The sequence below is a fragment of the Microbacterium sp. bgisy189 genome (genome assembly GCF_057707225.1).
In genome coordinates this window covers 339,555-360,254 of record NZ_JBYIPT010000003.1, presented here as the reverse complement: position 1 = coordinate 360,254, position 20,700 = coordinate 339,555, and the positions used below count along the sequence as shown (strand labels likewise).

The 20,700-nt window shown below is 67.8% G+C and carries 23 protein-coding genes; 11 read left to right on the top strand and 12 right to left on the bottom strand.

The annotated features are described in order from the left end of the window. Window position 1: 1 nt before the first annotated feature. Entirely contained in the window at window positions 2-595 is a 594-nt protein-coding gene (locus AC3ENX_RS06955) for a recombinase family protein (protein WP_274647536.1), read from the bottom strand. Between the two features lie 280 nt (window positions 596-875). Further along, window positions 876-1,235 carry an ArsR/SmtB family transcription factor gene (locus AC3ENX_RS06950; protein ID WP_434811135.1) on the bottom strand — a complete coding sequence of 120 codons (360 nt, stop codon included), beginning with the start codon at window positions 1,233-1,235 and terminating at the stop codon, window positions 876-878. 53 nt (window positions 1,236-1,288) lie between these two features. Here AC3ENX_RS06950 and AC3ENX_RS06945 point away from each other — a divergent pair, with 53 nt between their 5' ends. After that, on the top strand, window positions 1,289-1,588 hold the full coding sequence (locus tag AC3ENX_RS06945; protein WP_434811134.1) for a hypothetical protein: 300 nt from the start codon (window positions 1,289-1,291) through the stop codon (window positions 1,586-1,588). A 267-nt stretch (window positions 1,589-1,855) separates the two neighbouring features. Further along, on the top strand, window positions 1,856-3,595 hold the full coding sequence (locus AC3ENX_RS06940; protein ID WP_434811133.1) for a heavy metal translocating P-type ATPase: 1,740 nt from the start codon (window positions 1,856-1,858) through the stop codon (window positions 3,593-3,595). 85 nt (window positions 3,596-3,680) lie between these two features. Here AC3ENX_RS06940 and AC3ENX_RS06935 read toward each other — a convergent pair whose 3' ends face one another. From AC3ENX_RS06935 to AC3ENX_RS06920, 4 genes are all read right to left on the bottom strand, one after another. Further along, window positions 3,681-3,812 (bottom strand): hypothetical protein, encoded by a 132-nt coding sequence (locus AC3ENX_RS06935; protein WP_274647532.1) that lies wholly within the window; start codon window positions 3,810-3,812, stop codon window positions 3,681-3,683. 5 nt (window positions 3,813-3,817) lie between these two features. Next, window positions 3,818-4,015: a TSUP family transporter gene (locus AC3ENX_RS06930; RefSeq protein ID WP_274647531.1), complete on the bottom strand. Its 198-nt coding sequence runs from the start codon at window positions 4,013-4,015 to the stop codon at window positions 3,818-3,820. Next, window positions 4,012-4,344 carry a hypothetical protein gene (locus tag AC3ENX_RS06925; RefSeq protein ID WP_274647530.1) on the bottom strand — a complete coding sequence of 111 codons (333 nt, stop codon included), beginning with the start codon at window positions 4,342-4,344 and terminating at the stop codon, window positions 4,012-4,014. The genes AC3ENX_RS06930 and AC3ENX_RS06925 overlap by 4 nt, the downstream gene beginning before the upstream one ends. 814 nt (window positions 4,345-5,158) lie before the next feature. Continuing rightward, window positions 5,159-6,376, bottom strand: coding sequence for a tyrosine-type recombinase/integrase (locus AC3ENX_RS06920; RefSeq protein ID WP_434811132.1), 1,218 nt, complete (start codon window positions 6,374-6,376; stop codon window positions 5,159-5,161). 323 nt (window positions 6,377-6,699) lie between these two features. Between AC3ENX_RS06920 and dcd the strand changes: the two genes are divergently transcribed. Beyond that, window positions 6,700-7,305 (top strand): dCTP deaminase, encoded by a 606-nt coding sequence (gene dcd / locus AC3ENX_RS06915; protein WP_434811131.1) that lies wholly within the window; start codon window positions 6,700-6,702, stop codon window positions 7,303-7,305. 148 nt (window positions 7,306-7,453) lie between these two features. On the opposite strand, the gene AC3ENX_RS06910 is transcribed toward dcd, so the two are convergent. Next, complete coding sequence (locus AC3ENX_RS06910; protein WP_434811130.1) at window positions 7,454-8,089, bottom strand: MarR family winged helix-turn-helix transcriptional regulator; 636 nt, start codon at window positions 8,087-8,089, stop codon at window positions 7,454-7,456. A gap of 115 nt (window positions 8,090-8,204) precedes the next feature. Between AC3ENX_RS06910 and AC3ENX_RS06905 the strand changes: the two genes are divergently transcribed. Further along, window positions 8,205-8,756 carry a MarR family winged helix-turn-helix transcriptional regulator gene (locus AC3ENX_RS06905; RefSeq protein ID WP_434811129.1) on the top strand — a complete coding sequence of 184 codons (552 nt, stop codon included), beginning with the start codon at window positions 8,205-8,207 and terminating at the stop codon, window positions 8,754-8,756. 120 nt (window positions 8,757-8,876) lie between these two features. On the opposite strand, the gene AC3ENX_RS06900 is transcribed toward AC3ENX_RS06905, so the two are convergent. From AC3ENX_RS06900 to AC3ENX_RS06890, 3 genes are all read right to left on the bottom strand, one after another. Continuing rightward, on the bottom strand, window positions 8,877-9,665 hold the full coding sequence (locus AC3ENX_RS06900; RefSeq protein ID WP_434811128.1) for a hypothetical protein: 789 nt from the start codon (window positions 9,663-9,665) through the stop codon (window positions 8,877-8,879). Between the two features lie 148 nt (window positions 9,666-9,813). Next, the gene (locus AC3ENX_RS06895; RefSeq protein WP_434811127.1) at window positions 9,814-11,205 is read right to left on the bottom strand and encodes an MFS transporter; all 1,392 of its coding nucleotides are present in this window, start codon (window positions 11,203-11,205) and stop codon (window positions 9,814-9,816) included. A gap of 82 nt (window positions 11,206-11,287) precedes the next feature. Then, the gene (locus AC3ENX_RS06890) at window positions 11,288-11,866 is read right to left on the bottom strand and encodes a GNAT family N-acetyltransferase (RefSeq protein ID WP_434811126.1); all 579 of its coding nucleotides are present in this window, start codon (window positions 11,864-11,866) and stop codon (window positions 11,288-11,290) included. A gap of 173 nt (window positions 11,867-12,039) precedes the next feature. Here AC3ENX_RS06890 and dnaK point away from each other — a divergent pair, with 173 nt between their 5' ends. From dnaK to AC3ENX_RS06870, 4 genes are read left to right on the top strand one after another with little or no spacing between them, the layout of a single operon-like run. After that, the gene (gene dnaK / locus AC3ENX_RS06885) at window positions 12,040-13,908 is read left to right on the top strand and encodes a molecular chaperone DnaK (RefSeq protein ID WP_434811125.1); all 1,869 of its coding nucleotides are present in this window, start codon (window positions 12,040-12,042) and stop codon (window positions 13,906-13,908) included. Between the two features lie 2 nt (window positions 13,909-13,910). Continuing rightward, window positions 13,911-14,543, top strand: a complete 633-nt coding sequence (locus AC3ENX_RS06880; RefSeq protein ID WP_434811124.1) for a nucleotide exchange factor GrpE — start codon at window positions 13,911-13,913, stop codon at window positions 14,541-14,543. An 8-nt stretch (window positions 14,544-14,551) separates the two neighbouring features. Beyond that, window positions 14,552-15,544, top strand: a complete 993-nt coding sequence (locus tag AC3ENX_RS06875) for a DnaJ C-terminal domain-containing protein (RefSeq protein WP_434811123.1) — start codon at window positions 14,552-14,554, stop codon at window positions 15,542-15,544. Then, entirely contained in the window at window positions 15,537-15,977 is a 441-nt protein-coding gene (locus AC3ENX_RS06870; RefSeq protein ID WP_434811122.1) for a heat shock protein transcriptional repressor HspR, read from the top strand. The genes AC3ENX_RS06875 and AC3ENX_RS06870 overlap by 8 nt, the downstream gene beginning before the upstream one ends. A gap of 29 nt (window positions 15,978-16,006) precedes the next feature. On the opposite strand, the gene AC3ENX_RS06865 is transcribed toward AC3ENX_RS06870, so the two are convergent. Continuing rightward, on the bottom strand, window positions 16,007-16,600 hold the full coding sequence (locus AC3ENX_RS06865) for a hypothetical protein (protein WP_434811121.1): 594 nt from the start codon (window positions 16,598-16,600) through the stop codon (window positions 16,007-16,009). Window positions 16,601-16,733: 133 nt separating this feature from the next. Between AC3ENX_RS06865 and AC3ENX_RS06860 the strand changes: the two genes are divergently transcribed. Together AC3ENX_RS06860 and AC3ENX_RS06855 are read left to right on the top strand one after the other, a co-directional pair. Further along, window positions 16,734-17,945: a glycosyltransferase gene (locus AC3ENX_RS06860; protein ID WP_434811120.1), complete on the top strand. Its 1,212-nt coding sequence runs from the start codon at window positions 16,734-16,736 to the stop codon at window positions 17,943-17,945. An 11-nt stretch (window positions 17,946-17,956) separates the two neighbouring features. Beyond that, entirely contained in the window at window positions 17,957-19,057 is a 1,101-nt protein-coding gene (locus AC3ENX_RS06855; protein WP_434811146.1) for a glycosyltransferase, read from the top strand. Between the two features lie 9 nt (window positions 19,058-19,066). Here the strand turns inward: AC3ENX_RS06855 and AC3ENX_RS06850 are convergent, their stop codons facing one another. Further along, window positions 19,067-19,504, bottom strand: coding sequence for a hypothetical protein (locus tag AC3ENX_RS06850; RefSeq protein ID WP_434811119.1), 438 nt, complete (start codon window positions 19,502-19,504; stop codon window positions 19,067-19,069). A gap of 196 nt (window positions 19,505-19,700) precedes the next feature. Between AC3ENX_RS06850 and AC3ENX_RS06845 the strand changes: the two genes are divergently transcribed. Beyond that, window positions 19,701-20,684, top strand: coding sequence for a GlxA family transcriptional regulator (locus AC3ENX_RS06845; protein ID WP_434811118.1), 984 nt, complete (start codon window positions 19,701-19,703; stop codon window positions 20,682-20,684). Window positions 20,685-20,700: the final 16 nt, after the last annotated feature.

Below are 20,700 nucleotides of genomic sequence, written 5' to 3'. Positions count from 1 at the left end.
GCTACATCGTCGAGGTACGTGACGCGTGCGCTTGCTGATGCCGGTACAGCGTCGCGCGGCTCCACCCCACGAGACGAGCCGCCTCTTCCGCGGTGCGGCCCCTAGACCGAGCCTCAGCCACAAGCTGCAACTTCTCCGCGATCACGACCGGGTCGGACAGGGGTCGACCGAACCGGGTTCCGTTTTGACGTGCGGCCGCGATGCCGGCGTTGACCCGCTCGACTATCAGTTCGCGTTCGTACTCCGCCAAAGTGGCCAGCATGTTCAGCATCAGCCTGCCCGTTGAGGTCGTCGGGTCGATGCCATCCGAGATGGACCGAACGTGCACGCCTCGCTCGCGCAGCAGGTTGACCGTGTTCAGCACATCGATGAGCGATCGCCCGAGGCGGTCGACCCGCCAGACGACGACGGTGTCGCCCTCGGCCGCGTGCTCGAACAGCTTCCTCATGCCGGGGCGCTCGCTCGCCTTCCGACTCCCGGAGGTCACGTCCCTGAAGACATCCCGCTTCTGCACTCCCGCCGCCACGAGCGCGTCGAGTTGAAGCTGCGCATCCTGGCTCGTCGTACTCACTCGCGTGTACCCCAGAAGCCTCATACGCTCAGTATGACTCAGAAAACCCCTCTGCAAACGCATGTGAGACAAAACGCGACGAGACGAATTATCAAGACAGAAGGACCCACGAGATTGCGCCCGAATCAACCGCGACTCTTCGGGCCTGGGCCGTGTCTCGAAAAACTGTTCTTAACCAAGACGACGCCTCATGATGCAGGTAACGCAATCTTGCTCGCCTTTCGTCAGACGACGGGAGCATTGCGTCGCGTTTTTTCTTCGACAGGCCGTACCTCCTCACGGGCGGCGAACAAGGTTGCTTCGCTCAGAAGTCGACGCTGAAGACGGTGCGCAGTGCGTCCATCGCCTCGGGGCGTGCCTTGTAGTAGACCCAGACGCCGCGCTTTTCCCTGTCGACGAGTCCGGCGTCGTGCAGGATCTTCAGGTGGTGGCTGAGGGTCGATTGTGAGAGGTCAAAGCCCTCGGTGAGGTCGCACATCGCGCACGCCTCGCCGTTCTCGTGCGAGAGCACCATGGACATCAGGCGCAACCGAACGGGGTCTGCCAGAGCCTTGAGCATCCGGGAGAGCGGTTCCGCCTGCGCGGGTGTGATCGGCTCGCGGGACAGCGGCGTGCAGTAACCCAATGCACTATCCACGGGAAGCACCAAGAGGGACGTCGACATGTCTCCATCCTCTCAGACTTCGACACTTTGACAAGTATCGAAGTCTGAGTAGCATGGAATCGGACTTCGAAGATGATCGAAGTCATGTCGATCGAAGGAGAGATCCCTTGAATGCACCCGCCGCCCTCGTCCGTTCCAAGTACCGCGCCCTCGGGGGCGGATGCGTGAGTTGCTCCGGTGACCTCGTCGCAGTTGAGGCACTCCCCGGCGTGCAGAAGGTCGATGCCCTGGTTTCCGGTGTCGTCCTGGTCACCCACGACGGCACCGTCACTGAAGCCGCCGTGATCGAAGCAGCAAGGAAGGCCGGCTTGGCCCTATCGGCGACGGGGCCGGCTCGCCCGGTTCGCGCCTGACCTGCTGCTACCTCCCCACGAGCTGAAAGAGGAAAGACCAGGATGAGTACTGACGCGAGCACGCCGTCACAGGTGGCCGAACCAGCAGCCCCGCGGCTGGTTCGCCGCACATGGTGGCGGAAACCCGAAACGGTGACCCTCGCGGTGGCGGCAGTGCTGCTGGCCGTGGGCTTGATCGTGGAGTGGACGATCCACTCCGAGCCGGTCGCGCTGGCGCTGTTCTGGGCGTCGATCATCGTCGGCGGTGTCTATCCGCTCCGCAGCGCAGTGCGGGCGGTGCGCAACAAGCGCCTGACGATATCCGTGTTGCTGGTCGTGGCCGCGATCGGGGCGATCGCGCTGGGCGTCATCGAGGAGGCCGCGATGCTCGTCGTCATCTTCAGCCTGGGTGAAGCGATGGAGGCCTACGCCACCGACCGTGCGCGCGGGTCCATCAGCGCACTCATGGAGCTGGCACCCCCGACCGCCAACCGAGTCACCGACGGTAGCCAGACCGAGACCGTTGCGGTGGAGGAACTGCATCCCGGTGACGTGGTGCTCGTGCGCCCCGGTGAACGCCTGCCCACTGATGGCGTCGTCGCCGAGGGTGTCTCCTGGGTGGACGCCAGCCCGGTGACTGGAGAGTCGGTGCCGGTCGAGGCCACTGTCAGCACCGAGGTCTTCGGCGGGAGCCTGAACGGCAACGGGGTGCTGCGTGTGCAGGTCACCAAAGAGCACTACGACACCGTGCTCGCCCGAGTGATCGAGCAAGTCGAGGAAGCCCAAGCCAAGCGGGGCGGAGCCGAGCGGTTCGCCGACAGGTTCAGTGCCGTCTACACGCCCGCGATGTTCGTCCTGGCCATCGTCGTGGCCCTGGTGCTGCCGCTGCTCGGGTTCGAGTGGCGCGAGGCGATCTATCGGGCACTCGTCGTCCTGGTCGTCTCCTGCTCGTGCGCGCTGGTCATCTCCGTGCCGGTCAGCGTCGTCACCGCGATCGCCCGCGGCGCGCGCGATGGCATCCTCATCAAGGGCGGGATCTACCTCGAACGACTGGCCGACATCAAGGTCGTCGCTTTCGACAAGACCGGCACCCTGACCCGCGGCCGGCCTGCCCTGGCAGGCGTCACCCCCGTCGGCGACGTGACAGAGCACGATGCCCTGGCCCTGGCGGCCGCGGTCGAGGGCGGCAGCGAGCACCCCATCGCCAGCGCGATCGTCACCGGCGCCCGCGCCCACAACCTCACGATTCCCGCCGCCTGGAACGCCCGCGCGCTGCCCGGTGCCGGCATGGAGGCCACGGTCAACGGCCGCGCCCTGCACATCGGCCGTCCCACGGCCGCCGACCGCACCGACCCCGACGTTGGGCGTGCGGTCTCTCAAGCCGAGGCGGAAGGCCGTACCGCAGTCGTGCTCCGCGACGCCAGTCGACCGTTGGCCGTGGTGGCAGTGGCCGACCAGCTGCGCCCCGACGCGCAGAGCACCATCGACGAGCTGCGTGCGCTGGGGATCAAACGGATCCTGATGCTCACCGGCGACAACACCACCGTGGCCAAGTCCACCGCCACAGACCTGGGACTCGACGATTATCGCGCCGAACTGTTACCCGAGGACAAGTCCGCCGCCGTGCTCGAGCTGCGCGAAACGTACGGCGTGATCGCCATGGTCGGTGACGGCGTCAACGACGCCCCCGCACTGGCCAACGCCGATCTGGCCATCGCAATGGGCGCCGCCGCCACCGACGTCGCACTGGAGACCGCCGACGTCGCCCTCATGGCCGACGAGCTCGACCGGCTCCCCGCCGCGATCCGCCTCTCGCGCCGCGCCCGGAACAACATCAAGATCAACATCGCGCTCAGCCTTGCTGTTGTGGCGGTTCTGATCGTCGCAGCCCTCGCAGGCTGGATGTCGCTGACCACCGGTCTCCTGCTGAACGAAGGCAGCGCCGCACTGATCATCCTCAACGGCCTACGCATGCTGGCCCCGGGCCGCGGCGAAACACGCCGGAAGCGGATAACTACAATCACCTGACCACGCTCGCGTGACGGCCGCCCGGTAAGGGATCCTCCGCGGGTCGTACCGGGGATAGGTCTCCTGAGGTCGGTGGAAGGCGTGCCTACTGGTGGTTCCAGACCTTGATCGAGGACAGCAACAGGAGCAGGACGAGCAGTGGGATGAGGATCAGGCTGGGGATCACATCGAGGAGGAAGCCGCCGGCGATTGTGCCGGCGATCGATCCCGCCGTCATCGCGATCAGGAACCGCTTGTTCTGACCGAGCACCTGTAGCGGGCGAAAGCGACCAGCATGGTCGGCAGCGAGACCAGCAGAGAGAGGCTTCCGGCGATCTTGATGTCGGTGCCGTAGAAAAGCACGATCGTGGGGATCAGCAATTCCCCACCGGCAACGCCCATCAGTGCCGCGAAAACGCCGATAAGGCTACCGGCGATCACGCCGAGGATCGTCCGGGGACCAGGGGCAGGTTCAGGGGTTCGACGGCGAAGAAGTGGGTGACGAAGAGCAGGATCGCGATCAGCACCAGTAGGACCGCGATCACCCGGTACAGGGCCTTCCAGCCAAGTCTCGTCGCCCAGTGCGCGCCGACCCACGCGCCGATCAGGCTTCCGGCCAGCAGGTTCAGGACGATGTACAAGTACGGGGAGAGCTCGGCCAGTGGCACGCTGATCAGCCGTGCGGGGATGGCGGTGATCACGACGATCAGGCTCATCGCCTTGTTCATGATGATCGCGGGCAGCGCGGCGAACCCGAACACACCGATCAACTCGCCGCTTTCGCCATCGGAGCGTTCATCTTTCCATGAGCAGTCCCGCTGAAGGATCCCTACCGGGCACCCCACGGCGCCAGATAGCGATGAAGATTCACCGCCGCGGAGCGATCAAATTCACACATTCGATCTCTCACGCCCCAATAGGGGTGTCTGCTCACTGTTCCGTTGAACGGTGGGTATGCGGGACAGAAGTTGCACCTGACGGGTGCCGAGGCGGCCGCTCGGAGCATGCGAGTGCGGGCGCCCACGGTCGGGAGGAGCCAGAGTCAGCTCCACGTCCAATAGGGCGATGCCAGGTTGCCCCATGGTGGCGCCGAGCCCCTGGACAGTGGTGCGCGGCTTCCAGCAAGGCGCCCGGGCGCCAAGGGAAGGCAGAATTTGTGGAGTTCCCGGCACATTCCCGGCACAAAGCTAGGGATCGGTTGGCTTCGAACTACCGCTGCGACTCGGTCAAGGCCCGTCAGGGGCGGTGAGGTCGACGCCAGTAAGGCCCTTCCACCTGGGAATAAGAAGAACCCCCTCGGTGTAGAAGCCACCTCGGGGGTTCAGTGGCTCCGACGGGCGTCGATCCCGTGACCTCACGATTTTCAGTTGGATGGTCTCCTGCTTGGGGAGCCAGGAGAAGGCTCGCTCCGCGCGGCGCGTCAAGGGCGCTTCGCGTTCTCCTTCGGAGAATGGCTGCGAGCAGCCACCCTTGACCCGCCGCGCTCCGCTCGCAGGAAGGCAAGGAGGTCCGAATGGCGAGGGCCATTCGGCCCTCATCAAATCTGACATGGTGGCCGGTGGCGAGCCGCGAGACGGGGTCGCGTCAGTCTGCGTCTGTCCGGGACACCCAGGTCGAGAGTGTCTCGACGGCGCGACGTCCCTCTGCGCTGAGAACGTGTCGATACGGGTCGGAGGCCTCGGGGCTGCTGTGCCCGCTGACACCGGAGAATGCCGCCCAGGGGATGCCGGCGTGCTCGGAGAGGGTGACATAGGAGTGCCGGAGCCAGTGCGTCGTCGCGGTGGGCTGATCGATGCCGGCGGACTTCAGTGTTTGTCGGAGATCGTTGTTGTCGTCCTGGTTGGTGAGTGGCGCGCCGTCCGGCCGGTGCCATACCAAGTCGTGAGGGTTCGGCGTGAGGTCCGTTTCGCGGAAGTCGAGGAGCAGTTGAGCCATCACCTTGGTGAGGGGGATCTGTCGCGGCTTGTCGTTCTTCGGCCGCACCAGCACGTAACGGTCCCGCAGAAGGTGCCATTCGAGGTCGTCGGACAACTCGATGTTCCGCTGCGGGCATCGCCCTGCCCGCTTGTAGCCGCAGGTGTTGTCGCACCCGTGGGAGAAGTCGGCTTCGGTCAGGGACCACGCGAGGGTCGCCGCGTGACTGTCGAGATCGATATCAGACCATCGCAATGCGCGTGCCTCACCGCTCCGCATGCCGGTCAGCAACCCCATCGTCCAGCGGGCACTACCGGCGTCCAGTAGCGCTTTCGCCTCCTCGCGCGACAGTGAAGCCCGCGCCTTTCCGACGCGTGCGCGCCGCGGCGGCGTGAGCATGGCAACGTTCTCGGTGATGAGTCGCTCCGCGCGGGCATGCTCAAGGATCGTCACGAGCGTGCGGTGCGCGCTTGCCACGCTCGCATCCCCGGCACCGGATTGCCGGATGCTGGCATGCAGACGCCGCACATCAGTAGGTGTGAGCTCGCTGACGAGACGCCGTCCAAGGACCGGGATGATCTTCCCGCGCACGTTCGACCGGTAGTTCGCCAGGGTGCTCGGCTTCGCTCGCTTCGACACATCCGCGAGCCACTCGTCCGCGACGTCGACGACGCGGGCTGACCGGTCAAGTACCCGACCGTACGTTTCACGCTCACGCAGCATCGCGTTGAGCTTCTTGACCGCTTCCTCCTTCGACTTCGACATCCGCGCCTTCTGTAGCCGCTTGCCCGTCTCCGGATCGAAGCCCGCATCAATGACCGCACGCCACATCCCCCTGGATGCGACCCAGTAGAGCGCGCCCTGCCCGTGCTCACGCGACTTCGACATGTACCGAGGATACGCCTTGGTGTACACATAGGTGTACACATGGGCATCACGTCCTGTCACGCCATGTGGCGTCGAAACCCCGGAATCCCGCGGATCGAGGAGCGTACTCAACTCGATAAGTGTGATTGGGAAGCAGAAGTTCTGCCATTGAACTACAGCCCCATGCCGGCGAACCGGCTCGGTCAGCTTAGCAAACGGTCCATCGAAGGATGTCGGGCAAGAGCCCTCTGGTGCGCTCTGCCGCAGACGCAGCGTTCGCCGACATCCGCGCCGGCGTTCGCTGCGGCATCGAGGCTGAGCGGCATCGCGACTAAGCTGGCCGCGTGCTGCTGAGCGACCGCGACATCCGATCCGAGATCGACAAGGGCCGCATCGCCCTCGACCCGTGGGATGCCGCAATGGTGCAGCCCTCGAGCGTCGACGTGCGCCTGGACCGGTACTTTCGACTGTTCGACAACCACAAGTACCCGTTCATCGACCCCGCCGAGGATCAGCCCGAGCTGACGCGGCTCATCGAGGTCGCGCCCGACGAACCGTTCATCCTGCACCCCGGCGAGTTCGCGCTCGGCGCCACCTTCGAGCAGATCAGCCTGCCCGACGACGTCGCCGCCCGCCTCGAGGGCAAGTCGTCGCTCGGCCGCCTCGGCCTCATCACCCACTCGACCGCAGGGTTCATCGACCCCGGCTTCTCGGGACACGTGACCCTTGAGCTCGCGAACGTCGCGACCCTGCCGATCAAGCTGTGGCCAGGCATGAAGATCGGCCAGTTCTGCTTCTTCCGGCTCTCCTCGGCGGCCGAGAACCCCTACGGCAGCGGCCCCTACGGCAACCGCTACCAGGGCCAGCGCGGCCCGACCGCGTCGCGATCGTTCCAGAACTTCCACCGCACCGATGTCGGCGCGACGGATGCCGGGTCTCGGGGGGCCTGACCGCCGGCATCCGCCCGTCGTCGCACGGCGTGCTGCAGTCGCCCGCCGTGCACAACTGCGGGCCGAAACCACGACGCGCCGCCCCGGGGTGACCGGAGACGGCGTGTCACGACCGATTCCCGCAGTTGTGCACGGCGGGGCCGAGCGGTCAGGCGTGGTGGTGGTGGATGTGGGTGTGGTGCACGTGCGTGGTGTGCCCGCCGTGGCGGTGCCCACCGTGCCCGTGTCCGCGGTGGCCGAAGCGGTCGCCGTGACGGTGTCCGCACGGGCCGTCGAGCTCATCGTGGTGGTGCGGACCGAAGCCCGGGCGACCCTGGCGAAAGCGCTCGCCGGGAGCGCCGATCCGCGCGAACGGACCGCGGCGGCGGCGCGGGCGCGGGGTCTCGTCCCAGCCGAGTTCGCGGGCGATCGCTTCGAGTGAGGCGAGGGTCGTTGCGAAGTCCTCGTCCGAGACGCTGCCTGCGACGCGAGCGCGGATGCCGGCGACCTGCGCCGACAGGCGCTCGGCCGCGGCGCGGCCGTCATCGGTGAGCTGCCACTCGCCATCGGTCTCGGTCACCCAGCCGCGCTCGACGAGGCGACGCAGCTTCTTGCCGCGCAGCCGGTCGGCGGCGCCGGGTGCCGTCCGCTCGCCGGCCAGCGTGCTCAGCACGCGCCAGTCGCGTCGGGTGATGCCGTCGGCGGCGAACGCGGCCGCGAACTCGTCGGCCAGCCGGGCGTCCACCTCGCGCAGCCAGAAGCCGAGCGGGCGGGGAGTGTTGGTGTCGTTGTGTTCGGTGTTCATGAGAAGTCCTCTCGTTGTGCGACCGCCCCTCGGCCGCATCGCATGTCGCTTGACATGTACATGCAGTGTGACATGTAATTCCTTCACATGTCAAGTTGCATGTAAATTGGATGCTGTGACCGAGCGTGAACCGACCCCCGCAGAACTCGATGCGCTGCACGACGCGCTCTCCCGGCTGCGCGGGCGACGCGGCCCTGGGCCCATGGGTGGTCCTGGACAGTGGGGCCCCGGCGGCCATCGTGGACACCACGGCGGTGCGCATGAGCACGGCGGGCACGCCGGACCGCCCCCGTTCGCCGGTCGCGGCCCGTTCGGCCCCGGCGGTCGCGGCGGCGGGCCCGCGCGCGTTCGGCTGCTCGAAGCGCTCGCCTCGGCATCCGAGCCCCTCACCGTCAGCGAACTCGGGGAGCGGATCGGCGTCGACCAGCCGCGTGCCTCGAAGCTCGTGCAGCACGCCGTCGAGATGGGTCTCGTGCGCCGCGAAGCCGACCCCGACGACGCGCGCCGCACACGCATCGTGCTCACCGACGACGGCGCGACACTCGCCCGAGGCATGCGCGGCGAACGCCACGATCAGCTGTCGACGGCGCTGTCGGGGTTCACGCCCGACGAACGCGCCGAGCTCGTGCGCCTGCTCGGCAAGCTCGCCGACAACTGGCCCCGCTGACGGCGCGTCATACCGCGACTGCGCGTCATACCGCGACTGCGCCAGTTTCCGGCATCCGCGCCATCGATCGATGCCGCAGTCGCCGAGAACTGGCGCAGTCGTGTGAAACCAGCGTCCCGCTCAGCAGCCGCTGGCCTTCAGGTCCGCTTCGAGCAGGGGCAGCAGTGCTCGCGCGTTGAGGATCGTGTTCGACAACTGTTCGAGCGCCTCCTGGGCGGCCTGGGCCTCGGGTCCGGCCACGCTGCCCCACTTCTCGAGCACCTCGAGGTGGCGAAGTTGCGCTTCACGCGCCGTTGCCATCGCCTCCCAGGTCACCCACGCACCCTCGACGTTCAGGTCGAGGTGTACGACGTAGACGCGGCCACCCTCCTCGGCCCACTCGGGCCGCTCGACGGTGCCGGCATCTGGAACCCTCGACAGGTACGCCTCGATCGCGGCGTCGCTCTCCGCGCGGTAAAGCATGGTCTCGGCGCGCGACTGCTGCAGTTGCGCGAGCAGGTCGGCCGCCGTCTTCGCCGTCTCGTCGGCCAGTGCCGCTGCTGCCGGGTACGCAGCTTCCGCCGCGGCAAGTTCCTTCTGGAGGGCCTTGATCAGTTGTCGAACGTCCCAGCAGTGCTGCGCCTTGTCGCTCTTGCTGCGGTTCGCGTAGTCGCCTCCGCCACCCCCACCACCGGTGGACGTCTGATTGTCGGCGTCGCTGAGGCCACCGCCCGGTTGGATATCGGCTGTCTGGCGCGGCTCTTTGGACGCGCAGACCACGGTCTCATACGGATGTTTCGTCGCGTACGCCTGACATTCGGTGGTGCCGTCGAGCGCGCTGGCCGGCGTGGCTCCTGCGACCAGGCCGAGCACCGTCGCGATGGCGATCGCCAACCCGCTCCACCCAACCCGCTGCCTGCGTGATGTCATGGCGACCTCCTCGAATCGTTGTGCCAGACGATGAGAGGAGTCGGAGTCCGACTCGGCTGATACCGTGACTGCGCCAGTCCCCGGCATCCGCGCCATCGATCGATGCCGCAGTCGCCGCGAACTGACGCAGTCGTGTGAACGGGCCGCGTCAGACCTGTTCGTGCTTCGGCAGCTTCACGAACAGCAGCAGGGCGAGACCGACGGCCAGCACGAGGGTGATGCCGAGGATGCCGTAGTGCGTCGCCCCGAACCATGCGATGAGCGCCGACCACAACAGTGGCGAGAGGAAGCTCATCACGCGGCCGGTGGTGGCGTAGAGCCCGAAGATCTCGCCCTGCATGCCGTCGGGGGTGAGTCGTGCGAGCAGCGCACGACTGGATGCCTGTGCCGGGCCGACGGCGGCCGACAGGATGATGCCGCCCACCCAGAACACGGTCTTGCCGCCTTCGCGGAAGAAGAACACGAACAGCGCACTGACGATCAGGATGCCGAGGGCGGCCACGATCACGTTGCGTGCGCCGAAGCGGTCGTCGAGCCGCCCGACGAGGATCGTCGAGACGCCGGCGACGAGGTTGAGCGCGATGCCGAAGATGATGACCTCGGTCGCCGAGAAGCCGAACGAGACCGCCGCGAGCACGCCACCGAACGCGAACACGCCGGCGAGACCGTCGCGGTAGACGGCGCTCGCGATGAGGAACCACGCCGTCGCGCGGTGCTCGCGGAACAGCTTCGCGACATCCTTGACCAGCACGACGTAGCCCGCGAAGAACCCGACGCGGGGGCGGTCGAGTCGGGCCGGCGATTCGGGCACGTTCAGCACGAACGGCACCGCGAACGCGATCGTCCACACCGCCGCGCCGAGCGCGATGAGCCGGTAGGCGAGCCCGTTGGAGGTGTCCATGCCGAACCACTCGAACTGGTTGAGCACGACGACGATGACGAGGGCCAGGATGCCGCCGATGTACCCGAGTCCCCAACCGAGGCCGCTGACGCGCCCGACGGTCTTCGGTGTGGAGACCTGCACGAGCATGGCGTTGTAGTTCACGCCGGCGATCTCGGACGCCACCGATCCGAGCGCGACTGCTGCTGCGCCGAGCCAGAAGTACGCGGGGTCGGCTGAGACGAAGAACAGCACGAACTGCATGAGTGCGAGCGCGGCGGTCGCGCCGACCACCCAGCGCTTCTTCGTGCCGTTCGCGTCGGCGCGCTGTCCGAGCACCGGGGCGAGCACGAGCACGAGGATGCCCGCGGCGAACGTGATCCAGCCGTACCACTCGGTGAGGTCGGCGAGCCCTTGGCAGTATGGGGTCGCGGCATCCGCGTCGGTTGCACACGTGAGGGTGCCGTCGGCGTTCTGGGCGGCGATCTCGGCGGGCAGGAACGCATCAGAGACGAGGTAGAGCGAGACGAAGACGAACGTCAGGATGACGGAGTTGAACGGCTGCGTCGCCCAGTCCCACAGTGCCCACGACCACACCTGGCGGCGGGGCGGGGCGTCGGCGGACTGTGCGGGTGCGGCGGGCTGATCGTGCTGCGACATGTCGGTCACACTGCGTCTCTTCCGTGAACGGATGGTGCCGCACCCTGATGGATGCCGCGTGCCGCGCCGGTGCGGGCTGTGCTCAGGCTATCGGCGCGGGGTGCTCGCGCCGCCATTCGCGCTCGAGGATCGCGTAGCGGGCCGTGTCGGTCCATTCGCCCTTCAGGAACATGTCCTCGACGAAGTGGCCTTCGTGACGCATCCCCAGCCGTTCGCAGAGCGCGACCGACGCGGTGTTGCGCGGGTCGAGTTCGGCATAGACCCTGTGCAGGTCGAGCGGGCCGAAGCAGTAATCCAGCAGCATCCGCGCCGCCTCGGCCGCGTACCCTTTGCCTTGCGCTGCGGGCAGCAGAATCCAGCCGATCTCGGCCGTGCGGTCGTCGATGCTGTGCATCGTGAGGTACATCGTGCCGACGAAGGCGCCGTGCTCGTCTCGGATCGCCGGCTGCAGGTAGTCGTCGATCGCCGCGAGTCGCGTGCGCGGCGCATCGCGGGCGAGCACTTCTTCGACCTGCTCGCGGGTGCGAGGCCCGTAGAGGAGGTACCGGGTCACGGCTGGATCGGATTGCATGGCGAACAGCGGGTCGATGTCGTCCGGCCGCAGCGGATCGAGTGTGACGCGCTCGCCGGTGAGGCGCGTGAAGTCGGCCGGAAGTCCCATGCCGCCATCATGCTCTGGCTGCCGACCCGGGGCGAGCCTGAAAACTTGATATGAGTCGGCTCAACTTGGTTTGACAGGGTGGATGCCGGGGTCTATCGTGGAGCTCGGGACAAGTTGAGTCGTCCTGACTCAATCCCGAAGATTTTTCCACTCACACAGAAGGAGAAGCACACATGGCACGTGCAGTGGGTATCGACCTCGGTACGACGAACTCCGTCGTCGCCGTCCTCGAGGGCGGCGAGCCGAAGGTCATCGCGAACGCAGAAGGATTCCGCACGACCCCCTCGGTCGTCGCCTTCACCAAGGATGGCGAGGTGCTCGTCGGCGAGACCGCCAAGCGCCAGGCCGTCACCAACGTCGACCGAACGCTGACCTCGGTCAAGCGTCACATGGGCACCGACTGGAAGACCCAGGAGATCGACGGCAAGGCCTACACGCCGCAGGAGATCTCGGCGCGTATCCTCCAGAAGCTCAAGCGTGACGCCGAGGAGTACCTCGGTGACACGGTCACCGACGCCGTCATCACGGTGCCGGCGTACTTCAACGACGCCGAGCGTCAGGCCACCAAGGAGGCCGGTGAGATCGCGGGCCTGAACGTCCTGCGCATCATCAACGAGCCCACCGCCGCCGCCCTCGCGTACGGCCTGGACAAGGGCAAGGAAGACGAGCTCATCCTCGTCTTCGACCTCGGTGGCGGTACCTTCGACGTCTCGCTGCTCGAAGTGGGCAAGGACGACGACTTCTCGACCATCCAGGTGCGCGCCACCGCCGGTGACAACCGCCTCGGTGGTGACGACTGGGACCAGCGCGTCGTCGAGTACTTGATCAAGCAGTTCAAGGACACCACCGGTGTCGACGTCTCGGGCGACAAGATCGCACTGCAGCGCCTCAAGGAGGCTGCAGAGCAGGCCAAGAAGGAGCTGTCGTCCTCGACGAGCACCAGCATCAACCTGCCCTACCTCTCGCTGACCGACTCGGGCCCCGTCTCGCTGAGCGAGACGCTGAGCCGCGCGAAGTTCGAGGACCTCACCAAGGACCTGCTCGACCGCACCAAGAAGCCGTTCGAGGACGTCATCCGCGAGGCCGGCATCAAGGTCGCCGACATCGACCACGTCGTGCTCGTGGGTGGTTCCACCCGCATGCCCGCCGTCGCCGAACTGGTCAAGAAGGAGACCGGCAAGGACGCCAACAAGGGTGTCAACCCTGACGAGGTCGTCGCCGTCGGCGCCGCCCTGCAGGCCGGTGTCCTCAAGGGTGAGCGCAAGGACGTGCTGCTCATCGACGTCACCCCGCTGAGCCTCGGCATCGAGACCAAGGGCGGCATCATGACCAAGCTCATCGAGCGCAACACCGCCATCCCGACCAAGCGCAGCGAGACCTTCACGACCGCCGACGACAACCAGCCGTCGGTTGCGATCCAGGTCTTCCAGGGCGAGCGTGACTTCACGCGCGACAACAAGCCGCTGGGCACGTTTGAGCTGACCGGCATCGCACCGGCGCCGCGCGGCATTCCGCAGGTCGAGGTCACCTTCGACATCGACGCCAACGGCATCGTGCACGTGTCGGCCAAGGACAAGGGCACCGGCAAGGAGCAGTCGATGACGATCACCGGCGGCTCGTCGCTGCCCAAGGAGGACATCGAGCGCATGGTGCGCGAGGCCGAGGAGCACGCCGCCGAAGACAAGAAGCGTCGCGAGGCCGCCGAGGTGCGCAACCAGGCCGAGACCCTCTCGTACTCGATCGAGAAGCTCATCGCCGACAACGCCGAGAAGCTGCCCGAAGAGGTCAAGACAGAGGTCCAGGCCGACGTCGACGCACTCAAGACGGCGCTCGCGGGCGAGGATGACGAGGCCGTGAAGACCGCGTTCGACAAGCTCAACGCGTCGCAGGGCAAGCTCGGCGAAGCGATCTACGCCTCCTCGCAGGCCGAGCAGTCGGCGGATGCCGGCGAGCAGCCCGCGTCCGAGGGCGAGAATGCGGCATCCTCGGATGAAGATGTCGTCGACGCCGAGGTCGTGGACGACGAGGACGAGAAGAAGTAAGCATGACGAACAAGGACTTCGAACAGCCCGATGATGGCGACGAGGTCCTCGGCGAGGAGGGGTCGGAGGCGCAGGTCTCCGACCCCGACCCGCAGGAGGACGCAGACGGCAACGTGCCCGGAGCCGACACCGACGGTGTCAGCGAAGAAGAGCTGACCGTCGAAGACATCCTCGGCGCCACGCAGACCGACGACGCGACGGTCGCCGACGCGGATGCCAAGGATCACGACCTGCTGCTGGACCTCAAGCGGGTCCAGGCGGAGTACGCCAACTACCGCCGCCGCACCGAGGACCAGCGCGAGACCGAGATCGAGCGTGCCAAGGGTGGCGTTGCCAAGGGGCTGCTGCCCGTGCTCGACGACCTCGACCGTGCGGAGAAGCACGGCGACCTCGAGGCCGGCACGCCGTTCGCGGCGATCGCCGACAAGCTGCGCGGCGTCGTGCAGCGTATGGGTGTCGTCACGTTCGGCGAGGCCGGCGAGGCGTTCGACCCGCAGCAGCACGAAGCGATCTTCCAGGCGCCGACACCCGGCACCGAGGTCGCGACCGTGCTCGAGGTCGTTGAAGTCGGCTACCGCCTCGGCGGTATCGAACTGCGCCCGGCGAAGGTCGTCGTCGCCGTTCCGGCGGAGTAGGAGGATACATGGCCAGTCAGGACTGGTTCGACAAGGACTTCTACAAGGTCCTGGGTGTGGCCAAGGACGTCTCCGACGCTGACCTGAAGAAGACATACCGCAAGCTCGCGCGCAAGTATCACCCGGATTCGAATCCGGGGGATGCCGCCGCAGAGGCGAAGTTCAAGGAGATGAGTGAGGCGTACGCCGTGCTCAGCGACCGTGAGCAGCGCGAAGAGTACGACCAGATCCGCGCGATGGGATCGGGTGCCCGCTTTCAGGCGCCCGGTTCCGGCGGCGGCGGTGGCGGGTTCGAAGACGTCTTCAGCCGCTTCGGTCAGGGCCGCGGTGGCACGTCGCAGGCCGACTTCGATGACATCTTCGCGATGTTCGGCCAGCAGGGCGGCGGCTTCGGCTCGGGCCGCTTCGGTCAGTCGACCGGCGGATTCCGGGGCTTCGGCGGTCCGCAGCGCGGCGCCGACGTCTCGGCACGCACAACGATCGACTTCGTCACTGCCACCAAGGGCGACACCATCAGCCTGCAGGGCGAGGACGGCAAGCCGTTCAAGGTGAAGATCCCTGCCGGTGTGAAGGACGGCCAGAAGATCAAATTGCGCGGCCGCGGCCGCCCGTCGCCTGACGGCGGCGAACCCGGAGACATCGTCGTGAGCGTGACCGTCAGACCCCACTCCGTCTTCACCCGCGACGGCCTCAATCTGCGCGTGACCGTGCCGGTGACCTTCACCGAGGCCGCCCTCGGCGCCACGATCGAGGTGCCCACCCTCGATGGCGAGCCCGTGCGACTGCGGGTGGCACCCGGCACGCCTTCGGGGCGCGTGCTGCGTGTGAAGGGCCGCGGTGTGCAGACCGCGAAGGGCACCGGCGACTTGCTCGCCGAGGTGCAGGTCGCAGTGCCCGCACACCTCGATGACGAGGCGCGCGAAGCGCTCGAGCGCTTCCAGCAGCTCGAGCCGAAAGAGAACCCGCGCGCCGACCTCATGAACAAGGCCCGCCATGGCTGACGAGCGGGTCGACGAGGACGCCCCGATCCTTGCGATCGCGGTGGCCGCAGACCTCGCCGAGATGCACCCGCAGACCCTGCGGCAGTACGACCGCCTCGGCCTCGTCGTGCCCGAACGCACCCGCGGCGGATCGCGACGCTACTCCCTGCGCCACGTCCGCCAGCTGCGACAGGTCGCGGCGATGTCGGCCGACGGCATGAGCCTGCCCGCGATCGCACGCATCCTCGAACTCGAAGACGAAGTGCGCGCACTGCGACGGCAGGTGCGCGACCTCGAGCAGCGCGTCCGCGACGAGGTCGACCACCGTCGCGGCGCCCGCGTGTTCGCGGCCGGAGCGAGCGGAGCGGTCATCACCCTGCGCCACGGCACGCGCGTGCGCCGCGCGACCGAGGTCGTGCTCTGGCGCCCCCCGCAGGAGGACGACGAGGACTGACGGCGCGGATGCTGTTTCGCGTCGAGGGGTTATGACGGATCGATCCGCAGCACGTTCCCGTCGCCCGAGATCGCGACGTCGTCGATCACCCGCAGCGTGCGGGCGAGCTCGTCGACGGCGCCGATCGCGGTGCCGAAGCGCTCACGGTCGCTGCAGACGGCGGTCACCGTGATGAGGTGCGTTGTGCGATCCCACGTGTAGGTCGCGAACGGGGGCGTGTTCGGTTGCGGCGGCAACGGCATCGCGAGCTTCTCGCCGAGCCCGAGGTGGGCGGTGCGGAAGTCCTCGGTGTCGTCGTACTCCATCGGCATCATGGCGCGCGCGGCCCGCAGCTGCGGTGTCGCCTGCTGGATCTGTGCCATGACGACGAGCAGTTCGGGGTCGGCCTTCCACACCCACGCGAGCACGCGGCCGTCGGCCTTGCGCATGAGCAGCGGCGCCACCTGGCTCGCCGCCCATGCCGCGAACCCGCCGCCGCGGCGTCCTGTCGTGCCGGTGAGGGCACCCGCCTGCGACATCAGCATGCGGATCGCGGCCTTGCGGTGGCGACGCCCCTTCAGCCCGAGCGAACCGGTCACCGGCACCCAACGGTTCGGGTCTGCCTCTGCGGTCAGTCGCTGCATGATTCCAGGGTAGGCGGTCACGTGGCAGCCGCCGAAGCGCGGGGCACCGCAAACGCCCCGCGGGCTCCGGGGTGCGTGCAGGGTGCTCGGGTAGAGTGGGCGCGCCGCCGCACAGAAAGGGCAGCCACCGACCGTGACTCCCCCCGCGACACCCGAATCTCTGGATGCCCGCACCCCGAACCGACCGCTGACCGTCGTGATGGCCGCCGACACCTTCGCGCCCGACGTCAACGGTGCCGCACGCTTCGCCGAGCGACTCTCGGCGGGGCTCGTCGAACGAGGACACGACGTGCACGTCGTCACGCCGAGCGTGACCCACCGCACCGCCGGCGTCTACACCGAGACGATCGAAGGCCAGGCTGTCACGGTGCACCGACTGCCCGGCTACCGCTGGTATCCGCACGACTGGCTGCGCTTCGTGCTGCCGTGGCGTGCCAAGCACTATGCACGCCGCATCCTCGACGAGATCAAGCCCGACGTCGTGCACAGTCAGTCGCACATCGTCATCGGTCGCGGACTCACCCGCATCGCGAATCAGCGCGGCATCCCGGTCGTGGCCACCAACCACGTCATGGCCGAGAACATCATCGACTTCACGACGCTGCCGCCGCTGCTCGACAAGGTGATGCTGAAGGCCGCGTGGGATGACGCCAAGCGCACCTTCGACATGTCGCGCGCCGTCACGACGCCCACCCGACGGGCGGCCGAGTTCCTCGAGCGCACGATCGACATCTCGGGGGTCATCCCGATCAGCTGCGGCATCGACGCCTCGAACTACACGCCGCAGCTCGGAGAGAAGGCCGACAAGCGCATCCTGTTCGTCGGCCGGCTCACCACCGAGAAGCACGTGGATGTCACCCTCCACGCGCTCGCGAAGCTCGCCGACCTCGACGTCACGTTCGACATCGTCGGCGGCGGCGACCAGCACCGCAACCTCGAGCAGCTCACCGCGCAACTCGGCCTGCAGGACCGGGTCGTCTTCCACGGCCGCGTCGCCGAAGAAGAACTGCGCGCGACGCTGTCGAAGGCGACCGTGTTCGCCATCTCGTCGATCGCCGAACTGCAGTCGATCGCGACGATGGAGGCCATGGCATCCGGCCTGCCCGTCGTCGCCGCCAATGCCGTCGCGCTGCCGCACCTCGTGCACGACGGCGAGAACGGCTACCTGTTCGAGCCGGGCGACGCCGACGACCTCGCCGACAAGCTGCGCCGCGTGCTCACCGCCGAACCGGCCGAGTACCTGCGCATGCAGCAGGCTTCGCTCGACGGCGTGAAGATCCACGACATCGCCCGCACCCTCGACACCTTCGAGGCGCTGTACCGGGGCGAACCGGTCGCACCGTGACGGCGGCGCCGGTGCGGCTGTTCTTCGACGCGCGCTACATCCGCACCGACTTCCACGACGGCATCAGCCGCTACTCGGCAGAGCTCGGCGCCGCCGTGCACCGGGATGCCGCTGGCCGCGGCGTCGAGGTGACCTTCCTCATCTTCGACGAGGCGCAGCGACGCTTCCTGCCCGATGACGCTGAGGTGCTCTGCATCCACGCGCCCACTGCGGTGCGGGAGCCCTTCACGGCGTTCGTGCTGAACCGGCACCGACCCGACGTCGTGTTCTCGCCGATGCAGACGATCGGCGCACTCGGTCGCCGGTACCGCCTCATCCTGACGCTGCACGACATGATCTACTACCGGCACCGCACGCCGCCGAAGGACCTGCCCTGGTACGTGCGCGTCGGGTGGCGGCTGTTCCACCTCAGTTATGTGCCGCAGCGGCTCACGCTGAACGCCGCCGACCTCGTCGCGACGGTGAGCGAGGAGAGCAAGCGGCAGTTCGACGAAGTGCGCCTCACGAAACGCCCCGTCGTCGTCGTGCCCAACGCGCCGCAGCGGCTCGCCGACCTGCTGCCGGACGGCGTGTCGGTGCGGCGCGACGGCGAGGTGCGAAACCTCGTCTACATGGGCTCGTTCATGCCCTACAAGAACGTCGCGACGCTCGTGCGCGCCATGGCGACGCTGCCCGGCCGCACGCTGCACCTGCTCAGCCGCATCTCGCGCGAGCGCCGTGCCGAGCTCGAAGACCTCGTGCCGCACGGCGTCGAGGTGCGGTTCCACGGCGGCGTCACCGACGCCGAGTACGCCGCGGCGCTCGCCGACGATGCCGTGCTCGTCACCGCCAGCCGCGACGAGGGGTACGGGCTGCCGGTCGCCGAAGCGCTCGCGCTCGGGGTGCCCGCCGTCGTCACCGACATGCCGATCTTCCGCGAGGTCGCCGGTGACGGCGCGCGCTACGCAGACCCCGACGACCCGGCAGCGTTCGCCGCAGCCGTGCGCAGCCTCGACGACCCGTCCGAGCGCGCCCGCGTGATCGCCGCGGGCTCGGCCCACATCGCGCAGTTCACCTGGACGCGGTCGGCCGGCATCCTGCTCGACGCCGTGGCCGGGCTCGCGCGCCGCTGATCGAAGGCGTCAGAAGGCCGAGGCGATCAGGCTGGAGACGGTGTTCACGAGGAAGCCGAGCACCGTCGCCCCGCCCAGGCCGATGGCGATGCCGGCCCAGAGCCGATTGGCGCTCTTGCGGGCGGCGGCGATCCAGCCGAGGACGAGCGCCCCGATGCCGAAGATGAGCGAGACGATGTTGGCGACGCCGTAGACCAGGCTGTACACCTCGAAGCCGTTGCTGCTCACGAGTGCCGGAATGATGAACCCGAGCGCGAAGCTGACGACGAGCGGCACGAGTCCGAGTACCACGCCGATGCGGGCGAGGGCATCCGACTGGGCCGGCGCCGCAGGGGACTGCGCCTGGTAGTGGCCGGGGTACTCCGGCGCCTGTCCCGGCTGTGCCGGCGCGCCCGCGTACGGCGGCTGCGGTGCGGGCTGGGCGGTGGCGTCATCCGGCGTCGTCATGGCGCCCAGCCTCTCACGAATCAGGGGTGGGTTGGGATGCGGCGGTAGCCGTCGCGGGCGACGGTGACGATGGAGCAGACGACTGCGGTCGCGGCGAGGGCTGCGAAGAAGATGAGCGTGATCATGGCAGTAACGCTACGATTGATGTGATCCTGCCATGAGTGGCAGGAGAGTCACTCAACAAAGGAAAACTGCCATGAAGACGGTCGCCTGTGTCGTGCAGGACGGATTCGCACCGTTCGAGTTCGGGCTCGCCTGTGAGGCCTTCGGTCTGGATCGCAGCGACGAAGACATTCCGAACTTCGATTTCCGTATCGTCGCGCCCGACCCGGGCGCCGTGTCCAGCAACATCGGCTTCACGCTGAACGTCGACGCGGACCTCGCCTTCGCCGACGAGGCCGACCTCGTCGTCATCACCCCGATCCCGCGCGAGGGCTGGACGCACGTCGACGCCCGCGTCACCGACGTCGTCCGACGAGCCGTCGAACGCGGCGCGTGGGTGCTGACGGTCTGCAGCGGCGCGTTCGTCGTCGCCGCCGCCGGCGTGCTCGACGGGCGCCGCGCGACGACGCACTGGCGGTATGCGGCCGACATGATGCGCATGTACCCGAAGATCGACGTCGACCCCGACGTGCTCTACGTGCAGGACGGCCGCATCATCACGAGCGCGGGCACCGCCGCGGGCCTCGATGCGTGCCTCCACCTGCTGCGCATCGAGCTCGGGGCCGAGACCGCGAACAAGATCGCCCGCCGCATGGTGGTGCCGCCGCAGCGCGACGGTGGCCAGGCGCAGTTCATCGACCGGCCCCTGCCGATCACCGTGTCGCAGTCGCTGTCGCCCGTCACCGACTGGATGATCGAGAACCTCCGCGACGACCTCTCGGTCGACCAACTCGCCGCACGGGCCCACATGTCGCCGCGCACGTTTGCCCGCCGCTTCAAGGCCGACTACGGCACGACGCCCGCCGCCTGGCTCGGCCGTCAACGGCTCATCCAGGCGCAGCGGCTGCTCGAACAGACCGAGCTGGGCCTCGACGCGATCGCGTACGAATGCGGATTCGGGTCGGCCGCCGTGCTGCGCCAGAACTTCGCGCGGTCGCTCGGCATCACCCCCACCGCTTACCGCGCGCGCTTCTCGTGCGCCGACGCCGAGCGAATGCCGGACGCCGTCGCCTCGTGACGCGAGAGCCTGGGCC

Excerpts from the sequence above, each read along its gene's own strand:
- AC3ENX_RS06950 (WP_434811135.1), bottom strand. The coding sequence starts at position 1,235 with ATGTCGACGTCCCTCTTGGTGCTTCCCGTGGATAGTGCATTGGGTTAC.
- AC3ENX_RS06945 (WP_434811134.1), top strand. The coding sequence starts at position 1,289 with ATGGAATCGGACTTCGAAGATGATCGAAGTCATGTCGATCGAAGGAGA.
- AC3ENX_RS06890 (WP_434811126.1), bottom strand. The coding sequence starts at position 11,866 with ATGGGACTTCCGGCCGACTTCACGCGCCTCACCGGCGAGCGCGTCACA.
- AC3ENX_RS06935 (WP_274647532.1), bottom strand. The coding sequence starts at position 3,812 with ATGACGGCGGGATCGATCGCCGGCACAATCGCCGGCGGCTTCCTCCTC.
- AC3ENX_RS06900 (WP_434811128.1), bottom strand. The coding sequence starts at position 9,665 with ATGACATCACGCAGGCAGCGGGTTGGGTGGAGCGGGTTGGCGATCGCC.
- AC3ENX_RS06895 (WP_434811127.1), bottom strand. The coding sequence starts at position 11,205 with ATGTCGCAGCACGATCAGCCCGCCGCACCCGCACAGTCCGCCGACGCC.
- AC3ENX_RS06955 (WP_274647536.1), bottom strand. The coding sequence starts at position 595 with ATGAGGCTTCTGGGGTACACGCGAGTGAGTACGACGAGCCAGGATGCG.
- AC3ENX_RS06910 (WP_434811130.1), bottom strand. The coding sequence starts at position 8,089 with ATGAACACCGAACACAACGACACCAACACTCCCCGCCCGCTCGGCTTC.
- AC3ENX_RS06850 (WP_434811119.1), bottom strand. The coding sequence starts at position 19,504 with ATGACGACGCCGGATGACGCCACCGCCCAGCCCGCACCGCAGCCGCCG.
- AC3ENX_RS06845 (WP_434811118.1), top strand. The coding sequence starts at position 19,701 with ATGAAGACGGTCGCCTGTGTCGTGCAGGACGGATTCGCACCGTTCGAG.
- AC3ENX_RS06865 (WP_434811121.1), bottom strand. The coding sequence starts at position 16,600 with ATGCAGCGACTGACCGCAGAGGCAGACCCGAACCGTTGGGTGCCGGTG.
- AC3ENX_RS06880 (WP_434811124.1), top strand. The coding sequence starts at position 13,911 with ATGACGAACAAGGACTTCGAACAGCCCGATGATGGCGACGAGGTCCTC.
- AC3ENX_RS06875 (WP_434811123.1), top strand. The coding sequence starts at position 14,552 with ATGGCCAGTCAGGACTGGTTCGACAAGGACTTCTACAAGGTCCTGGGT.
- AC3ENX_RS06920 (WP_434811132.1), bottom strand. The coding sequence starts at position 6,376 with ATGTCGAAGTCGCGTGAGCACGGGCAGGGCGCGCTCTACTGGGTCGCA.
- dnaK (WP_434811125.1), top strand. The coding sequence starts at position 12,040 with ATGGCACGTGCAGTGGGTATCGACCTCGGTACGACGAACTCCGTCGTC.
- AC3ENX_RS06870 (WP_434811122.1), top strand. The coding sequence starts at position 15,537 with ATGGCTGACGAGCGGGTCGACGAGGACGCCCCGATCCTTGCGATCGCG.